Raw genomic sequence first — 17,323 nt, 5'->3', positions numbered from 1 at the left:
TCGTTGTCTCACCCCCGCACAGTTGATTAGGTAATCTTTGGAGCTATAAGAGCGAACAAAGATACCAATCAACCACTGCGTTATGTAATTATTACTAAACCTATTTCATCTAACCAAGCCTGATAGGGACGTAGACGAGCTTAGGTACATTGACGCAGTTCGAACGCAAGTGAGAACTACGATCTTTAAAAAATTAATGAGGTGAACTCAGAGAGTTCAACCGAACCAAAGGTACCGAAGTATTTTAATAGAGCGTAAGCTCTTTATTTTTTTGCACAGAAAAAAGCCCCTTGAGAAATTCTCAAGGGGCAGTGGAATGACTAATTAGTTTTGGCGTCAGACACTTTTTTGAATTTTGCTGAAATAATCGTATTTAGATTATTCTGTCCATCGCGTTGCTCAATCGTCAACGTTAAAATATCTCCATCAATAGAGTATTTATACGTAGTTTCTTTAGCGACAGGTCCAATGGACATGGTTGCTAGTTGCACAATATTTATAGCTTCTGGGAAGATAATCGTTTGGTTTGCTGTATCTAATTTACCGTTCTTCAATACAGAATGAATTTTAGCATTACCTCTATCAAATTCATAAGTTGTATTGGGCAAGTCTTTAGCGCCATCCTGTAGATTGACTGATAATTTGGTAAATTGATTTTTAATATATTCGTCTTTCGTTTGAGTCACTTTAGATGCATCTTTTTGTTTTAAGTAATCGTAGAATCTTCCAAAACCATCTGCTAGAGATACAGTATAGTCGAATTCAACAGATGTACCTGTAATGTTCAACATTGGTTTTAAATCTTTCCATGCCTCAGGATAGATCAGCTTGATAGCCGAATCATCATTGTCAAAATCTTTAAAGGCTAAGCTACGTTCAAGAGTTGGTCTGAAGTCGATAGCTTGCCACTTTCCTTCAATTGGAACAGGGTCTTTTTGAGTAGTGCTTCCTTTACGTTTGAAGTGTAGTTCATAGTGAACGGGAAGGTTATCTCTTTTCGATTTCCCTTCAATCGTAATATAAAGCATGTCGTCTTTTAATTTGTAGTGATATGTGTTTGGCGAAACGCGATTTTCACCGAATGAGAAGAAGAATGAGTTTGCTACTGAAAGTCCTTCATCAAAGGTCATTGTTTTGGCACCTTGATCAATAGAACCCGTTGCTTCGTAGCTAAACACGCCAGTATCTTTATTCATGCTGACTTTGTATTCTTAAAGTCGCCTGCAAATCCTTCATGAGAGTCATACATGATTTTTTTGAATTCTTCTTCAGTCTTGCCTCTAGCATCTGTTGTGACAGTGTAGAAAGCTTTAATAAAGTTATCAATGTTATAGTCGTATTTAATCGTTGCCGTATTGTTTTCAATCTTCATGTCCATTTTGAAGTCTTTAACAGATTCAAGCAAGTGTGCAAAGTGGATTCCATGGAGGGTATAGGCTCCGATGGATGACGTTAAAGCATCGAGAGTATCGACTAATTCCCATTCGCCATCAATCGTTTCGACTTTTGCTGTTTCTGTTTTAGCGGCATTTTTAGAGCCACTTTGTTTTTGAGAACAAGAAGCTAGTAGGAAGACTGAGAACAGTGCAATGAATGCTAAAAATAATTTTTTATAACGTCTAATCATCGCTAGACCTCCTTAAAATAGATGATTGTATTACGCTTATATTATACGTGCAACATAAATGTTTTGCAAGGGTTTTCAAACGAATCGCAATTTTGTTTTGTAACTTGACCGATTATTCAACATAAGAAACGGAAAAATTGTATGTAGCAGAGTCCCCAATAGATGAGATTCTCAAGCTTTCCTAAATTATTTTTTTGCACACAAAAGAGGCTGGGACAATATTCCTAGCCTCTCAATTATTTTTGGATTGTAGAGCAAGACGCAGTGGTTGAGTGGGCTCTACTACGCTGATTTCATCAGCTTTTACAGCCCTACTCAACTGTGCGGAGGTGGGACGACGAAATCGAATTCTAACGAATTACCGATTTCTGTCCCACTCTCAGTGAGTTATTTAATTAGTTTTAGGATCTGAAACTTTCTTGAATTTCATTGGATAAACAAGATGAGCACCAGTTTCATCGTACGTTTTCTCAGCATAAATTGTAAGGATGTCACCATTCAATTCGTAGTGATAAGTAATTGGTACGTCTGTAGAATTAATATAAAGAGGTAGAACTCCAAAGATGTTTGGCACTTCAGGGAATACGATCGTTTTTGCATTCTCGTTTAAAACCCCATCATTTAACGTTGCAGTTAACACTTTTGTATCGTTATCAAACGTTCCAGTTTGATGTTTAAAACTTCCAAATTTCTTTTCTCTTACGCCTAGAAGGATGGCAGTAGCTTCTTCTTTTGTAGGATATTTATCTTTATTCTGTTCAGCATAAAAATCAATATACTTATTCATATCTGCACTATAAGAATAAGTTACATCTGTTCCTGTAATTTTTAGAGTCGGAACGATATCTTGGAAGGCTTCAGTAACCTTTAATCGACTATTAGCATCATCATAATAAATTAAGAAAGTACGTTCTACTGTATCTCTAAAATCTACAGCTTTCCAGTCTCCTTCTAGTGAGACTGGGGTAGGTGCTACTGTGGTAGTTTCTGCAACTGTTGTAGTCTCAGTGGTTGTTTGTTGTTTCTGTTGCTGTTGTTTCTGTTGTTGCCCACATCCTGATACCAATAGAAGAGCAAGAAGGGAAAACATCCATAGGGAACTTTTTTTCATATTGTTCATGATTGATCACTCCTTCTAATGTTTCTCTCCTACGTAATTGAAACGAAGACGTATGAGTCTAAAATGACTTTGTTCATCTTTACCTTCAGCATAAAGTGTTATTTGGTTACCTTCAACGGTGTAAGTATAAGTAATTGGTACAAGTGAATTATACGTGGTTCCCATAACAATTCTACTTAAAAATGTAGGTGTTTCAGGGAACGTAATAGTATGTTTCTGCGTATCGATTTCTCCAGTTAGAGAGTAATCATAGGCATAATTAGGTTCGTCAAGAGTAATCTTTGTATGTTTCAAATTTGGAATATAATTCTTAAATTCAGCAGTTTTATTTTTTAAATACGATTCATAATTCGCTTTGTTCTCTCCTGTTGCAAATGCTTGATCCTCATACAGTTCTCTGTAATCAAAATGGTACTTCAATTCAACGGTTTTGTCTTTAATGGTCATCGTCATCTTAACCTTATCGAAGTCATCAAGCATTAGTACAGCGGCTAGTTTTTTGATATTAGAAGCTAGGAATACTTTCTGAATGGTCATTTGTTGGTCAGTCCATTTCCAAGTTCCTTGTTGATCCTTTGTAAGATCTTGTGGTGCTTTTATTGTTTGAGGAGATTTATCTGTTTGAGAAGACTTATTTGTTTTAGAAGACTGCGATGGAGAAGACTGACATCCCGCAATGAGGAGCACTGCAAAGAATGCCAAGAAACCGAAAAGGATCTTCTTTGTTTTAGTAAACATAAATTTACCTCCTAAACCTTGTTGCTTTAATTTTATCATTAAAGGAAATAATTATAAAGTGAAATGGTGAGCGAGGTATGAAGAAGAAGGGACCGTATAATAAAAAGAAAGGTTGGCAATGAGGGCAACTGTTCAACTTTTTCTAACGAACGACGGTGTGAACTAGGATCTTTAAAAAACACATTCTATTTATGGTACCGAAGGTATCATTTTTTGCTATAATAGACTGTATGAGTAGAATTTTAGACAATGAAATCATGGGCGATGAAGAGGCCGTTGAACGGACGCTACGCCCGCAATATTTACATGAATATATCGGTCAGGATAAGGTCAAGGACCAGCTGAAAATCTTTATTGAGGCAGCCAAGCTTCGGGATGAAGCGCTGGATCATGTCCTTCTTTTTGGCCCTCCGGGGCTTGGAAAAACCACCATGGCCTTTGTCATCGCCAATGAACTGGGCGTCAATCTCAAGCAGACTTCTGGTCCTGTCATTGAAAAGGCCGGTGATTTGGTAGCTATCCTGAATGACTTAGAGCCGGGGGATGTCCTCTTTATCGATGAGATCCACCGTCTTCCTATGTCAGTCGAAGAAGTGCTTTACAGCGCCATGGAAGATTTTTACATCGACATTATGATTGGCGCTGGTGAGAGCAGCCGGAGTGTCCATCTGGACCTTCCTCCTTTCACTCTGATTGGGGCAACGACTCGAGCTGGTATGCTGTCCAATCCCTTGCGTGCTCGCTTTGGAATTACGGGGCACATGGAATACTATGAGCAGGATGATTTGACAGAGATTGTCGAGCGGACCGCCGAAATCTTTGAGATGGAAATTACCCACGAAGCTGCCGAAGAGCTTTCTCTTCGTAGTCGTGGGACCCCTCGGATTGCCAACCGTTTGCTCAAACGGGTGCGCGATTTTGCTCAGATCATGGGCGATGGCTTGATTGACGATACCATTACAGACAAGGCCCTCTCTATGCTGGATGTGGACCATGAAGGACTGGACTATGTCGATCAAAAGATCCTGCGCACCATGATTGAAATGTACGGCGGTGGCCCGGTCGGGCTTGGGACTCTATCGGTCAATATTGCTGAAGAACGTGAAACTGTAGAAGATATGTATGAGCCTTACTTGATTCAAAAAGGCTTTATCATGCGGACCCGGACAGGGCGCGTGGCGACCCGCAAGGCTTATGAACACCTGGGTTATCCCTACAATGGAGACTAGAAGAAGATGCTGACGGAAGAAGCAATCGTAGAACAGATCCAAGCGGATCCGGAGATGATGAAAGTCTTGGCTATTATTCGGGATCTCAACTTGGCAGATGCCTGGTTAGCAGCGGGTGCGGTGCGCAATTTCATCTGGAACCAGCTCTCTGGAAAACCAGGGTTTGACGCGACAACCGATATGGATCTGGTCTTTTATGACCCTGCGATCAGTTATGAGGAGACTCTCCAGATCGAGCAGGAATTAAAGAAGACCTATCCCCAGTACGCTTGGGAAGTGAAGAATCAAGTCTATATGCACCAGCATAGTCCTGGGACGGCTCCTTATCGCAGTGCTTGTGACGCGGTTTCTAAATACCCCGAGCAGTGTACGGCTCTTGCAGTTCGCTTAAGGAAAGATGGTCGGCTAGAGCTCTTTCTCCCTTATGGGACAAAGGATATCGAAGACTTCATCGTTCAGCCGACTCCGCATTTTTTAGCCAGCCCAGAGCGTTTAGCGGTTTATACAGAGCGGATGAAAAAGAAAAATTGGCAGAGTAAATGGCCTCTATTAGAGGTTCGTTTTCCAAAATAGAGAAACAGATCAGATTTGAAAAAAGGAATCTGATTTTTCTTTAAAATGATGGAGCCACTTTGTCATCTTTCTGTCACATTTTTGTTATAATAGTAATAGTATGCTGGTTTTCCATAGTGGAAAGCGAAGGGCTCAGCTAGGTTGGGCAGTCCGAACAAGGAGTTAGGTGGAATCATGAAAAAAATCGTCTTTGTCTGCTTAGGAAATATTTGTCGGAGCCCCATGGCGGAGTTTGTCATGAAGGACTTGACGGATCAGTATGAGATTGAAAGTCGGGCCACCTCGAGCTGGGAACATGGCAATCCCATCCATCAGGGAACCCAGAAAATCTTTCAACAACATCAAGTCCCGTATGATCCAGCCAAGACATCCTTACAGATCAAGGAAGAGGATTTTTACAACTTTGATTTGATCCTAGGGATGGACGAAAACAATGTAGCAGATCTGAAGCGAATGGCTCCTGCAGGAACAGAACACAAGATTCATCTTTTTGCTTCTGAAAGTGTGCCAGATCCGTGGTATACCGGTGATTTTGAGGAGACCTATTCCAGAGTCCTGAGTGGCTGTAAGGCTTGGTTAGATCAGCTAGCAACTTCTTAAGAGTTTGATATGTGAGAGAATGAATATGAAAGAATTTTATGAGACTTATAAGGTCTATCTGACGCGAAAAAATTTAGAAATAGCAGCATTAGTCGTGATTGTTCTATCTGCTTTGCTGGTTTTCCTTTCAGCCATTCCAGGTCAGGGCGTCTTGACCTTGGATAAGGGGGCGATCCGTTACGACGGAAGTTTGGTCCGTGGCAAGATGAATGGCAAGGGAACCGTCACCTTTAAAAATGGGGATACCTATACAGGTAACCTCGTCAACGGCTCTTTTAGCGGCTATGGTAAGTTTAAGTCCAAGGATGGTTGGACCTATGAAGGGCAGTTTATTAACGGCCAGCCGGAGGGCAAAGGCACCTTAACCACAGAAGCCAACGTCGTATACAAAGGAACATTCAAGCAGGGGATTTATCAAAATGCGCATTAAATGGTTTTCACTAGTCCGTGTTACAGGACTCTTATTGGTATTGCTTTACCATTTCTTCCAAAAAGCCTTTCCTGGAGGCTTCATTGGGGTAGATATTTTCTTCACCTTCTCAGGATTTTTGATTACAGCGCTCTTGATCGATGAATTTGCGCGCAAGCAAGGAATCGACTACCTGGCATTCTTGAAACGGCGCTTTTACCGGATCGTACCACCCCTTGTCTTTATGGTCTTGGTCGTGATGCCCTTTACCTTTATGGTCCAACGGGACTACGTGGCTGGTATTGGGACTCAGATTGCGGCGGTCTTTGGTTTTGTGACCAATTTCTTTGAGATGGCAACGGGTGGTAGTTACGAAAGTAACTTCATTCCACATCTCTTCCTTCATACCTGGAGTCTGGCCCTAGAAGTGCATTACTATGTGCTCTGGGCACTTTTGGCATGGTTCTTGGCTAAGCGGGCTAAGACGGTTGGAAAATACCGAGGCATGCTCTTCCTGGCGTCCAGCGGGCTCTTTCTCTTCACCTTCTTGTCCATGTTCATCCGCGCCTTTCTGACAGCTAATTTCTCCACCATCTATTTTTCTAGCTTCACTCACATCTTCCCCTTCTTTGCGGGATCGTGTCTAGCAACGGTGACAGGGATTGCCAATGTCAGCCCGAACTTTACAAAGCTGGTGCAGTCTTGGAGCATGAAAAAGACCTTATCGGTCTTGGGTGGAAGCTTTGCCTTCTTGTTTGTGCTCAGTCTTTTCTTACCATTTGATAGCTTGTGGACCTATCTATTTGGCTTTTTAGTAGCGACAATCGCAGCTTGTGCCATGATTCTGTCGGCCCGCATTCTCCATGAAAAGACGCCAGATAAAAAAGAACCAGCCATCCTCAATTTCTTGGCAGATACCAGTTATGGCGTTTACCTTTTCCACTGGCCTTTCTTTATCATCTTCTCTCAACATTTGGGAAATATGATGGCAGCCCTTGTGACGACGATCGTTTCCTTGATTCTAACGGCTCTGTCCTTCTATATTTTGGAGCCAACCATTGCAGGTAAGGAACCTCGGGTCTTTGGTATGAAGATGGATCTCAGCTTTTTGACCAAACCGATCTTTTACCTCATGATTCCATTAGCTCTCTTGATGGTTGGAATCTCCGCCTTTGCACCTACCGTTGGAGCTTTTGATGAGAGTTTGGTAGTGAGTGGGCTCAATCAAGCAGACAGCAAAATGCAGGTCACACGGACGCAGGTGGACAATGCGACGGCAACAGACTATAACGTTTCAAATGGTGTGACCATGATCGGGGATTCGGTTAACTTGCGAGCGCAGGACTACCTGACTAAAGCCATCCCTGGCATCCAGATCGATGCAGTGGTGAGCCGTCAGTTGGAAAATGGAATGAAGGTCTTTGAGACCGATATCTCCAATAAAGTTCTCCTAAAAAATGTGGTCATTGCCCTAGGAACCAATACTGTAAGCAACTACAAAGAATTGCTGGATCAGTATGTTGAGAAACTTCCAAAAGGCCGTCGCTTGATCCTTGTGACACCATATGATGGGCGCTATGCCAACGATCCGTCCAGTGAATCGGTTCAAACGCGTCTTTATGAGTTGGAACTAGCCAAGAAATACGATTTCATCACCATTGCGGACTGGTATCAAGTAGCCGTGGAAAATCCAAATATTTGGGTGGGAACAGACTCTGTTCACTTCAATATGGAGACCAATGGTGGGGAACTCTATGCCCAAACCGTCAAAGAAGCTCTTGACAAGGCTGAAAAAGGTCCAGTCAAGAAGTAAAAAAGCATCTCTGAAACTGAAACAAAACAAATCCTAACAAAACAAAAAGCAACTTTTTACTTGTAAAAAGCTGCTTTTTTTAGTAAGATTAAGAAAACGCTTACAAAAATCGATTGAAAACATCACTTTGTGAAGAAAAAATTTTTAAAATTATTTTTTCACAATTTTGCTAAAGAATTGTTTTTGCAGCAATTGAATTGATAAAACTTTCACAAACTTCAAAAAAATCTTTGTGAAAGTTGCTTGGAAGTGTTTACAAAAAACTCAAAATAGAGTACAATTATATTGTGAAATAATTAACAAATCGAAATTTCTTACACTATTCTTGAAAATTTCTGAAAACAAGAAAAAGTTCCGGAAAAGGATAAGGGTTTCAAACATTGGAGGAAAGCATCAAATGGCTGATAAAAAAACTCTCTCACCTGAAGAAAAGAAACTCGCTGCTGAAAAACACGTAGACGAGTTGGTGCAAAAAGCGCTGGTGGCGCTTGAAGAAATGCGCAAATTGGATCAGGAACAAGTAGACTACATCGTTGCAAAAGCATCTGTAGCTGCTCTTGACGCACACGGTGAGCTTGCTCTTCATGCATATGAAGAAACTGGTCGTGGAGTCTTTGAAGACAAGGCGACGAAGAACTTGTTCGCTTGTGAGCACGTTGTAAACAACATGCGTCACACCAAGACAGTTGGTGTCATTTCAGAAGATGACGTCACTGGTTTGACCCTTATTGCTGAGCCCGTCGGAGTTGTCTGCGGGATCACTCCTACAACAAACCCAACTTCAACAGCAATCTTTAAAGCTTTGATTTCCTTGAAGACACGGAACCCTATCGTCTTTGCCTTCCACCCATCTGCTCAAGAATCATCAGCTCATGCAGCACAAATCGTACGCGATGCAGCAATTGCAGCTGGAGCACCTGAAAACTGTGTGCAATGGATTACCCAACCTTCTATGGAAGCAACCAGTGCCCTTATGAACCATGAAGGAGTTGCGACTATCCTTGCGACCGGTGGTAACGCCATGGTTAAAGCAGCGTACTCATGTGGGAAGCCAGCTCTTGGGGTTGGTGCCGGAAACGTACCTGCTTATGTTGAAAAATCAGCTAATATCCGCCAAGCAGCACACGATATCGTCATGTCTAAATCATTTGACAACGGTATGGTCTGTGCATCTGAACAAGCGGTTATCATCGATAAAGAAATCTACGATGAGTTTGTTGAAGAATTCAAATCTTACCACACTTACTTTGTCAACAAAAAAGAAAAAGCCCTTCTTGAAGAGTTCTGCTTCGGCGTAAAAGCCAACAGCAAGAACTGTGCAGGTGCGAAATTGAATGCGGACATCGTTGGGAAACCAGCAGCATGGATCGCAGAACAAGCTGGCTTCTCTGTTCCAGAAGGAACCAATATCCTTGCGGCAGAATGTAAAGAAGTTGGCGAAAAAGAACCGTTGACTCGTGAAAAATTGTCACCAGTCATCGCTGTTTTGAAATCTGAAAGCCGTGAAGACGGAATTAACAAAGCTCGCCAAATGGTCGAATTCAATGGTCTTGGTCACTCAGCAGCCATCCATACTGCTGATGAAGAATTGACCAAAGAATTTGGTAAAGCGGTCAAAGCTATTCGTGTGATCTGCAACTCTCCTTCGACTTTCGGTGGTATCGGGGATGTTTACAATGCCTTCTTGCCATCATTGACACTTGGATGTGGTTCTTACGGACGCAACTCTGTTGGGGACAACGTTAGTGCCATCAACCTCTTGAATATCAAAAAAGTCGGACGCCGGAGAAATAACATGCAATGGATGAAACTTCCTTCAAAAACATACTTTGAACGTGATTCAATTGAATACCTACAAAAATGTCGTGACGTTGAACGTGTCATGATCGTTACAGACCACGCTATGGTAGAGCTTGGTTTCCTTGATCGTATCATCGAACAGCTTGACCTTCGTCGCAACAAGGTGGTTTACCAAATCTTTGCAGACGTAGAACCAGATCCAGATATCACAACTGTTGAACGTGGTACAGAGATCATGCGTGCCTTCAAACCAGATACCATCATTGCTCTTGGTGGTGGATCACCAATGGATGCGGCCAAAGTTATGTGGCTCTTCTACGAACAACCAGAAGTGGACTTCCGTGACTTGGTTCAAAAATTCATGGATATCCGTAAACGTGCCTTCAAGTTCCCATTGCTTGGTAAGAAGACCAAATTTATTGCGATCCCAACAACATCTGGTACAGGATCTGAAGTAACTCCATTTGCCGTTATCTCTGATAAAGCCAACAACCGTAAATACCCAATCGCAGACTACTCATTGACTCCAACAGTTGCCATCGTAGACCCTGCCTTGGTATTGACAGTTCCTGGATCTGTTGCAGCAGACACTGGTATGGACGTCTTGACGCACGCGACAGAAGCTTACGTATCACAAATGGCTAGCGACTTCACAGATGGTCTTGCTCTTCAAGCTATTAAACTTGTCTTTGAAAACTTGGAAAGCTCAGTCAAGAATGCGGACTTCCATTCACGCGAAAAGATGCACAATGCGTCAACCATTGCAGGTATGGCCTTCGCCAATGCCTTCCTCGGTATTTCTCACTCCATGGCCCACAAGATCGGTGCACAATTCCACACCATCCACGGACGGACCAATGCCATCTTGCTTCCATACGTTATCCGCTACAACGGTACACGCCCAGCCAAGACAGCTACATGGCCTAAGTACAACTACTACCGTGCAGATGAAAAATACCAAGATATCGCTCGTATGCTAGGACTTCCATGCTCTACTCCAGAAGAAGCCGTTGAAGCTTACGCAAAAGCTGTATACGAACTCGGTGAACGCTGTGGTATCGAAATGAACTTCAAAGCACAAGGAATCGATGAAAAAGAATGGAAGAAACATTCTCGTGAATTGGCCTTCCTTGCTTACGAAGATCAATGTTCACCAGCTAACCCACGTCTTCCAATGGTAGACCATATGCAAGAAATCATCGAAGATGCATACTATGGTTACAAGGAACGTCCAGGACGTCGTAAATAAGACGCCAAGGAACAACTGATGTTTATCAGCTATCCCTCACTCGTAAAAGTGGGGGATTTTTGCTATTTGGGTCCAAAACTCGTTTTTTCATAAAAAATTAGACTTTTTTTCAAAAATTGTGTTATTTTTATAGCATTCCGAGCTATTTTATGTTACCCTATAGTGTGTGAATCTGCCTGTAGCTGAAGGGTTATGATCCTTTTTCAGTTATAGGAAACGAAAAAATAAATCCAAGAAAGGAGGCCATCTCAAATGGAGTTAGAAGGTGACGTGCAAGGAAGACAAGATCAGGCACAGAAAATTATTGAAATGCCCCAACGAGATCGGGAAACTTCCACTTCAGAAAATCAGCCATCATCTGCTTCGGTGGTCTCCATGTATGGGCAGGAAAAGCCAAGCATTTCTAGCCTCCATCAGCAACTAGCGAGCGCGTCTGGGACCCAGACCATTCAATTGCGGGAGGAATTGGTGCTGGCAGTAGCGCAGAATGCTTCAGCGCAAGCAACTGCCTTTGAGGCAGAAGTCAAGGATAAGCTGGAAGAGGCTAAGGAGACGGTTTCCCATAAGGTCGCTGAGGTGTCACAAATGGCCCACAGCATGGCCCAATTTTTAACAGATGCAGAAGTGGAGCAACTATTAGGAGAGTTCTCCATGGATACTTGTTGGGACCAAGCAGTAGAGGCGGAAAACCTCGCCCAAGCAAAGGCCTACTCCACTCGCTTGTCAGATTTGGCAGGTCAGCTGGAGGCTGCATCAGCTCAATTGGTGGACTTGGACAAGGGACAAGCGACGGCCTTTGATTTTTCATAAGTAGGAGAAAAAGATGTTAGAGATCCTGGGAGAGGACAGAGAACGAATTGAGGAGCTCCATCGAGAGATTAAAAAGGAGCAAGAGCGGATTGCGATCAGAAGTTTGATTGCAACGCAGAAAGCCTTGATGATGTTGGAAGGGATGAGTTTGCAGGTAACCTTGGGCGGTCAATCCGAAAAGATGCGTTCTTTTGCTACAACGACCCTAGTTAGTGATTTGAAAGATGGATTTACAGGAGGAGCAGCGGACGCGGTAGAAACAGCACTGAAATCAGTGAAGAAGCCGATTTTATTGAGTCCGATTAAAGGAGGTATGTGATGTACCATTCAGGAAATAGTGAATTAGAACAACTAGAAGATCGACATTACCGCTTCAATCAAAAGCTTAGCGAGTTGGAGTGGGATTATGCGGATATGCGTATGGATGTCCGCCAACATACAGAAAATTTAGTGGACTGGCTGAGTGCCCTTCATTTTCAAGCCCCAAGTGCGGAGGCCCAAAGTGGCTTGGAGCGTTTATTTGCCTTGCAAGAAGAGTTTGAGGCAGAACTCAAGCGCTATGAAGAGCGTTTAGAAGAAGAGCGCGAGCGCGAGCAGCAAGAGTACTATAAGCAGCGCCAACAATTAGAACAAGGTGATTGAAACATTCCTCTGGTAGAGATAAGAGGAATGTTTTTGTTTGCTCAAAAAACTTTTAAAAATGTGCTCATAAAATCTTGTAAGCGTTTACTTAATATGTTATAATATTCACAAAGAAACGAAAATAAAATGGTTTTATCAAACCAACAAAGAAAAGGAGTCGCTTATGAAAGCTGCAACTTATGTATCTGCAGGCAATCTGCAACTGCTGGATCAACCAAAACCAGTGATCAAAAATCCAACGGATGCCATTGTGCGTGTCTTGAAGACAACCATCTGTGGGACAGACCTTCACATCCTAGGAGGAGATGTTCCGGCTTGTAAAGAAGGCACGATTTTAGGTCACGAAGGAATCGGGATCGTCGAAGAAGTCGGCGATGCGGTTACTAACTTCAAGGTGGGCGACAAGGTCATTATCTCTTGTGTCACAGCTTGTAATACATGCTATTACTGTAAACGTAGTCTTCCTTCTCACTGTGAAGATGGTGGTTGGATTTTGGGTCACTTAATCAATGGGACCCAAGCAGAGTATGTCCACATTCCACATGCGGATGGTAGTCTTTATCATGCGCCTGAAACTGTGGATGACGAAGCCTTGGTGATGCTCTCAGACATTCTCCCAACGTCTTATGAAATTGGGGTGCTTCCATCTCATGTGAAACCTGGGGACAATGTCTGTATCGTTGGAGCTGGTCCGATCGGTCTTGCGGCTCTCTTGACCGTTCAATTCTTCTCACCAGCTACGATTATCATGGTGGACTTATCTGAATCTCGTCTTGAAGCAGCTAAGAAATTTGGGGCAACTCACACCATCTGCTCCAGCGATATTGCGGAAATCAAGGCCTTTATCAATGAAGTGACGGATGGTCGTGGTGTCGATATTTCAATGGAATGTGTGGGTTATCCTGCGACCTTTGATGTCTGCCAAAACGTCATCTCTGTCGGCGGTCACATCGCCAATGTCGGTGTTCACGGAAAACCAGTTAGCTTCAATTTGGACGAATTGTGGATCAAGAACATTACCCTCAACACCGGTCTCGTCAATGCCAACACCACTGAAATGTTGCTCAATGTCCTAAAATCTGGTAAGATCGATGCAACCAAGCTCATTACCCACCACTTCAAACTCTCAGAAGTCGAAAAGGCCTATGATGTCTTTAAACATGCGGGTGAAAACAATGCACTCAAGGTTATTATCGAAAATGACATCAGTGAATGATGTGCTCGTTACTCTTTGTTCATAGTTTTTTTAGAAGGGCCAGAGATATTCTGGTCCTATTTTCAGTCCCAAATAGCCGATGATTCCTTGCAAAAAAATTCCTTTTCTTATAATATAAGTGTAGAAAACGATTATATGGATAGAAAGGTGTGATCTTATGAAAGGCTTTCGTTATCATCGTGAATTCTGGATGGACTTCCATTTCTGGCTCTTGGTCTTGCTTATAGTAGCTGTGGTTATGACGATGCAGGCTCCGCTTTCGGTAGTTAGCCTAGCTTATCTTGCTTTTGTAGGGATTTTGATTCTGTTGCAGGTCTTTCAACCGTCTGTATCGACACGGCAGTACCCAGAAGGTAGCTACCATTTCAATTGGACCTTCTATCGTGATACTAGACTGTATATCGATCTCTTTTTATTAGCAGGTCTCTTGGCAGGCCCAATTACTTCATCGGATATGGTCTATTGGATCTTGCTTGGAGCCGTCGTCGGCTCTATCGGCTTTGTATTTGTCGTAAAGGAAAAAGCGACTCAAAAGATGGCTTAGGGAATCACCATGTCCTAGATCTCTGAAACTAGTTTCAGAGATCTTTTTATTTTTCCCTAAAATGTGAAACTATAATCCAATTGCACGATTAATATTGTAAGCGCTTTAAAAATAGATTATAATCAATTTACAAGTACTCGAGTTGCCTTATTATCAAAGGAGAAGGAGTTATGTCAAAGATTACAAAAGATGAACTGATTGAACAAATCAAAGACGGCATCATTGTTTCTTGTCAAGCTCTCCCTCATGAACCGCTCTATACAGAAGCAGGAGGAGTCATTCCTCTCTTGGTCAAAGCGGCTGAACAGGGTGGAGCTGTCGGAATCCGAGCCAATAGTGTCCGGGATATCAAGGAAATCAAGGAAGTGACCAAGTTACCAATTATTGGGATTATCAAACGTGATTACCCACCTGAAGAACCATTTATCACGGCTACTATGAAAGAAGTCGATGAGCTGGCAGCTTTGGATATCGCAGTCATTGCTCTTGATTGTACCAAACGTCCCCGTCATGATGGTCTTTCGATTAGTGACTTTATCCATCAAGTCAAAGAGAAATATCCAGACCAACTCTTGATGGCTGATACCTCTACTCTGGAAGAAGGATTGACAGCTGTCGAAGCGGGAGTAGACTTTGTCGGAACGACCCTTTCGGGCTATACGGACTACAGTCCAAAGGTTGATGGTCCAGATTTTGAACTGATCCATAGCCTCTGTCAAGCAGGAGTGGATGTCATCGCAGAAGGCAAGATCCACTATCCTGATCAGGCCAAGAAAATCCATGATCTTGGGGTTCGTGGGATCGTTGTAGGCGGCGCCATTACCCGACCAAAAGAGATCACCGAGCGCTTTGTCGCAGCCTTAAAATGAGAAAACAAAACAGTAGATTGAAGGAGGAGGAGACCGAATAGAGAGTAGTCGAATTCATTTAATGAGAATGTTTCAGTGAAGGGATAACGATGTAGATTTCAAGAAGGAAGTCATATTTGCTTAACTTTCTGTAACATAAATCTAGTGTTAAAGGAGAAATAGATGATATTTGATGATTTAACAAACATAAAATTGTACAAAGGGATTCATCCTAATCTGGATCAAGCGATTGATTTTCTCTATGAACACCGGAAAGATTCTTTTGAGCTAGGGAGATATGATATCGACGGTGACAAGGTCTTTCTCGTTGTTCAAGAAAACACCCTTAACAAAGATGAAAATAATCGCTTTGAACATCATCGCCGTTATGCCGACCTTCATTTATTAGTTGAAGGGCATGAATTCTCTAGCTACGGTTCCCGTATCCTAGATGAAGCTATTCCATTTGATGAAGCAAGTGATATTGGCTTTGTTCATTGTGAGAAATTCTATCCACTTCATTTGGGCTATCATAATTTTGCAGTCTTCTTCCCTGGTGAACCTCACCAACCAAATGGTTATTCAGGTCAGGAAGAAACAGTCAGAAAATATTTATTCAAAATTGCGATTGATTAGATGTCTTAAATAGAAAATGGAGGAGATAGGCAATATAGTTAGTTTTTTCGGAGAAGTTAAGTCTTCAAAGCGCTGATTACATATTTTGTATTTAAAACAGAAAGAGGAAAACAATGAAAAATAGTAAGAAAATTCTTTTCGCTTTGGTTCTCGCGTTATTCGCATTGTTTGTCACTGCATGTTCATCTTCAAAAAATGATGCAGAAGGAAGTAATAAAACTGGAGAATTATCTGGTGAAATTGTAATGTGGCACTCATTTACTCAGGGGCCTCGGTTAGAAAGTATTCAAAAATCAGCTGATGAGTTCATGAAGAAGCATCCAAAAGTTAAAATCAAGATTGAGACATTTTCATGGAATGACTTCTATACAAAATGGACGACTGGATTAGCAAATGGCAATGTTCCAGATATTAGTACAGCTTTGCCAAACCAAGTTATGGAAATGGTAAATTCAGATGCCTTAGTTCCATTGAATGATACCGTTAAGAAAATCGGAGAAGATAAATTTAATAAAACAGCATTAGATGAAGCGAAGGTTGATGGCAATTTTTATTCTGTTCCTTTGTATTCACATGCTCAAGTCATGTGGGTTCGCACTGATTTATTGAAACAATATAATATTGAAGTTCCAAAAACATGGGACCAGTTGTATGAAGCTTCAAAAAAATTAAAAGAAAATGGAGTTTATGGATTGTCTGTTCCTTTTGGGACAAATGACCTGATGGGTACACGCTTCTTAAATTTCTACGTACGAAGCGGTGGCGGAAGTCTGTTGACAAAAGATTTGAAAGCTAACTTGACAAGCAAGCTGGCCCAAGATGGAATTAAATATTGGGTGAAGATGTACAAGGAATTTTCTCCTAAAGATTCATTGAACTTTAATGTCTTGCAGCAAGCTACTTTGTTCTATCAAGGAAAGACAGCCTTTGACTTTAACTCAGGTTTCCATGTAGGTGGTATTCAAGCAAATAGCCCTCAATTGATTGATGCAATTGACGCCTATCCGATTCCAAAAGTAAAAGAATCAGATAAAGATTATGGTATTGAAACTTCTAATATTCCATTGGTAGTTTGGAAGAATTCCAAACATCCAGAAGTAGCGAAAGCATTCTTAGAATCTTTGTATGAAAAGAAAGATTATATTAGCTTCTTAGATTCAACTCCTGTTGGAATGTTGCCTGCCATCAAAGGAATTAGTGATGATCCAGCCTATAAAGATAATGACGTTCGCAAGAAATTCCAACATGCAGAAGAAGTTATTACAAAAGCAGCAGAAAAAGGTACAGCTATTGGATATGAAAATGGTCCAAGTGTTCAAGCTGGAATGTTAACAAACCAACATATCATTGAACAAATGTTCCAAGATATTATTACAAATGGTAAAGATCCAATGGAGGCTGCTAAGGATGCAGAAAAACAATTGAACGATTTATTCGAAACTGTAGCAGTTGATGTTAAATAATAATAG

18 protein-coding genes are annotated in these 17,323 nt (G+C 41.7%); 14 read left to right on the top strand and 4 right to left on the bottom strand.

From position 1 onward, the window contains the following. Positions 1–320 precede the first annotated feature (320 nt). From WKT08_RS09450 to WKT08_RS09435, 4 genes are all read right to left on the bottom strand, one after another. Positions 321–1,196 (bottom strand): hypothetical protein, encoded by an 876-nt coding sequence (locus tag WKT08_RS09450; RefSeq protein WP_340281673.1) that lies wholly within the window; start codon positions 1,194–1,196, stop codon positions 321–323. Further along, on the bottom strand, positions 1,193–1,627 hold the full coding sequence (locus WKT08_RS09445) for a hypothetical protein (protein WP_340281671.1): 435 nt from the start codon (positions 1,625–1,627) through the stop codon (positions 1,193–1,195). The genes WKT08_RS09450 and WKT08_RS09445 overlap by 4 nt, the downstream gene beginning before the upstream one ends. 391 nt (positions 1,628–2,018) lie before the next feature. Continuing rightward, positions 2,019–2,747: a hypothetical protein gene (locus tag WKT08_RS09440; RefSeq protein WP_340281669.1), complete on the bottom strand. Its 729-nt coding sequence runs from the start codon at positions 2,745–2,747 to the stop codon at positions 2,019–2,021. Positions 2,748–2,762: 15 nt separating this feature from the next. Next, entirely contained in the window at positions 2,763–3,485 is a 723-nt protein-coding gene (locus WKT08_RS09435) for a hypothetical protein (protein WP_340281667.1), read from the bottom strand. 230 nt (positions 3,486–3,715) lie between these two features. Here WKT08_RS09435 and ruvB point away from each other — a divergent pair, with 230 nt between their 5' ends. The 14 genes from ruvB to WKT08_RS09365 all read left to right on the top strand — a co-directional run bounded on the left by ruvB (position 3,716) and on the right by WKT08_RS09365 (position 17,317). Next, complete coding sequence (ruvB, locus tag WKT08_RS09430; RefSeq protein WP_021154208.1) at positions 3,716–4,714, top strand: Holliday junction branch migration DNA helicase RuvB; 999 nt, start codon at positions 3,716–3,718, stop codon at positions 4,712–4,714. Between the two features lie 6 nt (positions 4,715–4,720). Beyond that, complete coding sequence (locus WKT08_RS09425) at positions 4,721–5,287, top strand: nucleotidyltransferase family protein (protein ID WP_340281662.1); 567 nt, start codon at positions 4,721–4,723, stop codon at positions 5,285–5,287. A gap of 174 nt (positions 5,288–5,461) precedes the next feature. Next, entirely contained in the window at positions 5,462–5,887 is a 426-nt protein-coding gene (locus tag WKT08_RS09420) for a low molecular weight protein-tyrosine-phosphatase (RefSeq protein ID WP_118096327.1), read from the top strand. A gap of 25 nt (positions 5,888–5,912) precedes the next feature. Continuing rightward, positions 5,913–6,317 (top strand): hypothetical protein, encoded by a 405-nt coding sequence (locus WKT08_RS09415; protein ID WP_227038475.1) that lies wholly within the window; start codon positions 5,913–5,915, stop codon positions 6,315–6,317. After that, positions 6,307–8,109: an acyltransferase family protein gene (locus WKT08_RS09410; RefSeq protein WP_227038476.1), complete on the top strand. Its 1,803-nt coding sequence runs from the start codon at positions 6,307–6,309 to the stop codon at positions 8,107–8,109. The genes WKT08_RS09415 and WKT08_RS09410 overlap by 11 nt, the downstream gene beginning before the upstream one ends. A gap of 397 nt (positions 8,110–8,506) precedes the next feature. Next, a complete protein-coding gene (gene adhE / locus WKT08_RS09405) occupies positions 8,507–11,158 on the top strand; it encodes a bifunctional acetaldehyde-CoA/alcohol dehydrogenase (protein ID WP_070845585.1) in 2,652 nt (883 codons plus the stop codon). 252 nt (positions 11,159–11,410) lie between these two features. Then, positions 11,411–11,968 (top strand): hypothetical protein, encoded by a 558-nt coding sequence (locus WKT08_RS09400; RefSeq protein WP_340281653.1) that lies wholly within the window; start codon positions 11,411–11,413, stop codon positions 11,966–11,968. A gap of 13 nt (positions 11,969–11,981) precedes the next feature. Next, positions 11,982–12,287, top strand: a complete 306-nt coding sequence (locus WKT08_RS09395) for a hypothetical protein (RefSeq protein WP_003002376.1) — start codon at positions 11,982–11,984, stop codon at positions 12,285–12,287. Beyond that, a complete protein-coding gene (locus WKT08_RS09390) occupies positions 12,287–12,610 on the top strand; it encodes a hypothetical protein (protein WP_003009394.1) in 324 nt (107 codons plus the stop codon). Before WKT08_RS09395 ends, WKT08_RS09390 begins: the two co-directional genes overlap by 1 nt. A gap of 163 nt (positions 12,611–12,773) precedes the next feature. After that, positions 12,774–13,826 (top strand): zinc-dependent alcohol dehydrogenase family protein, encoded by a 1,053-nt coding sequence (locus WKT08_RS09385; protein WP_024056400.1) that lies wholly within the window; start codon positions 12,774–12,776, stop codon positions 13,824–13,826. A 157-nt stretch (positions 13,827–13,983) separates the two neighbouring features. After that, complete coding sequence (locus tag WKT08_RS09380; RefSeq protein WP_254742736.1) at positions 13,984–14,370, top strand: ABC transporter permease; 387 nt, start codon at positions 13,984–13,986, stop codon at positions 14,368–14,370. A 170-nt stretch (positions 14,371–14,540) separates the two neighbouring features. Then, positions 14,541–15,239 carry an N-acetylmannosamine-6-phosphate 2-epimerase gene (locus WKT08_RS09375; RefSeq protein ID WP_009731987.1) on the top strand — a complete coding sequence of 233 codons (699 nt, stop codon included), beginning with the start codon at positions 14,541–14,543 and terminating at the stop codon, positions 15,237–15,239. Positions 15,240–15,401: 162 nt separating this feature from the next. Continuing rightward, complete coding sequence (locus tag WKT08_RS09370; RefSeq protein WP_023920078.1) at positions 15,402–15,854, top strand: YhcH/YjgK/YiaL family protein; 453 nt, start codon at positions 15,402–15,404, stop codon at positions 15,852–15,854. Between the two features lie 113 nt (positions 15,855–15,967). Next, positions 15,968–17,317: an ABC transporter substrate-binding protein gene (locus WKT08_RS09365; RefSeq protein ID WP_023920080.1), complete on the top strand. Its 1,350-nt coding sequence runs from the start codon at positions 15,968–15,970 to the stop codon at positions 17,315–17,317. Positions 17,318–17,323: the final 6 nt, after the last annotated feature.

The organism is Streptococcus sp. HCA-5024 (genome assembly GCF_037890265.1).
Taxonomy (GTDB): Bacteria; Bacillota; Bacilli; order Lactobacillales; family Streptococcaceae; genus Streptococcus; species Streptococcus lingualis.
This window is presented reverse-complemented; position numbering and strand designations above follow the sequence as displayed.

Coding starts and splice junctions, on each gene's coding strand:
- WKT08_RS09370 (WP_023920078.1), top strand. CDS start 15,402: ATGATATTTGATGATTTAACAAACATAAAATTGTACAAAGGGATTCAT.
- WKT08_RS09420 (WP_118096327.1), top strand. CDS start 5,462: ATGAAAAAAATCGTCTTTGTCTGCTTAGGAAATATTTGTCGGAGCCCC.
- WKT08_RS09380 (WP_254742736.1), top strand. CDS start 13,984: ATGAAAGGCTTTCGTTATCATCGTGAATTCTGGATGGACTTCCATTTC.
- WKT08_RS09410 (WP_227038476.1), top strand. CDS start 6,307: ATGCGCATTAAATGGTTTTCACTAGTCCGTGTTACAGGACTCTTATTG.
- ruvB (WP_021154208.1), top strand. CDS start 3,716: ATGAGTAGAATTTTAGACAATGAAATCATGGGCGATGAAGAGGCCGTT.
- WKT08_RS09390 (WP_003009394.1), top strand. CDS start 12,287: ATGTACCATTCAGGAAATAGTGAATTAGAACAACTAGAAGATCGACAT.
- WKT08_RS09450 (WP_340281673.1), bottom strand. CDS start 1,196: ATGAATAAAGATACTGGCGTGTTTAGCTACGAAGCAACGGGTTCTATT.
- adhE (WP_070845585.1), top strand. CDS start 8,507: ATGGCTGATAAAAAAACTCTCTCACCTGAAGAAAAGAAACTCGCTGCT.
- WKT08_RS09435 (WP_340281667.1), bottom strand. CDS start 3,485: ATGTTTACTAAAACAAAGAAGATCCTTTTCGGTTTCTTGGCATTCTTT.
- WKT08_RS09445 (WP_340281671.1), bottom strand. CDS start 1,627: ATGATTAGACGTTATAAAAAATTATTTTTAGCATTCATTGCACTGTTC.
- WKT08_RS09415 (WP_227038475.1), top strand. CDS start 5,913: ATGAAAGAATTTTATGAGACTTATAAGGTCTATCTGACGCGAAAAAAT.
- WKT08_RS09440 (WP_340281669.1), bottom strand. CDS start 2,747: ATGAACAATATGAAAAAAAGTTCCCTATGGATGTTTTCCCTTCTTGCT.
- WKT08_RS09385 (WP_024056400.1), top strand. CDS start 12,774: ATGAAAGCTGCAACTTATGTATCTGCAGGCAATCTGCAACTGCTGGAT.
- WKT08_RS09365 (WP_023920080.1), top strand. CDS start 15,968: ATGAAAAATAGTAAGAAAATTCTTTTCGCTTTGGTTCTCGCGTTATTC.
- WKT08_RS09375 (WP_009731987.1), top strand. CDS start 14,541: ATGTCAAAGATTACAAAAGATGAACTGATTGAACAAATCAAAGACGGC.
- WKT08_RS09400 (WP_340281653.1), top strand. CDS start 11,411: ATGGAGTTAGAAGGTGACGTGCAAGGAAGACAAGATCAGGCACAGAAA.
- WKT08_RS09425 (WP_340281662.1), top strand. CDS start 4,721: ATGCTGACGGAAGAAGCAATCGTAGAACAGATCCAAGCGGATCCGGAG.
- WKT08_RS09395 (WP_003002376.1), top strand. CDS start 11,982: ATGTTAGAGATCCTGGGAGAGGACAGAGAACGAATTGAGGAGCTCCAT.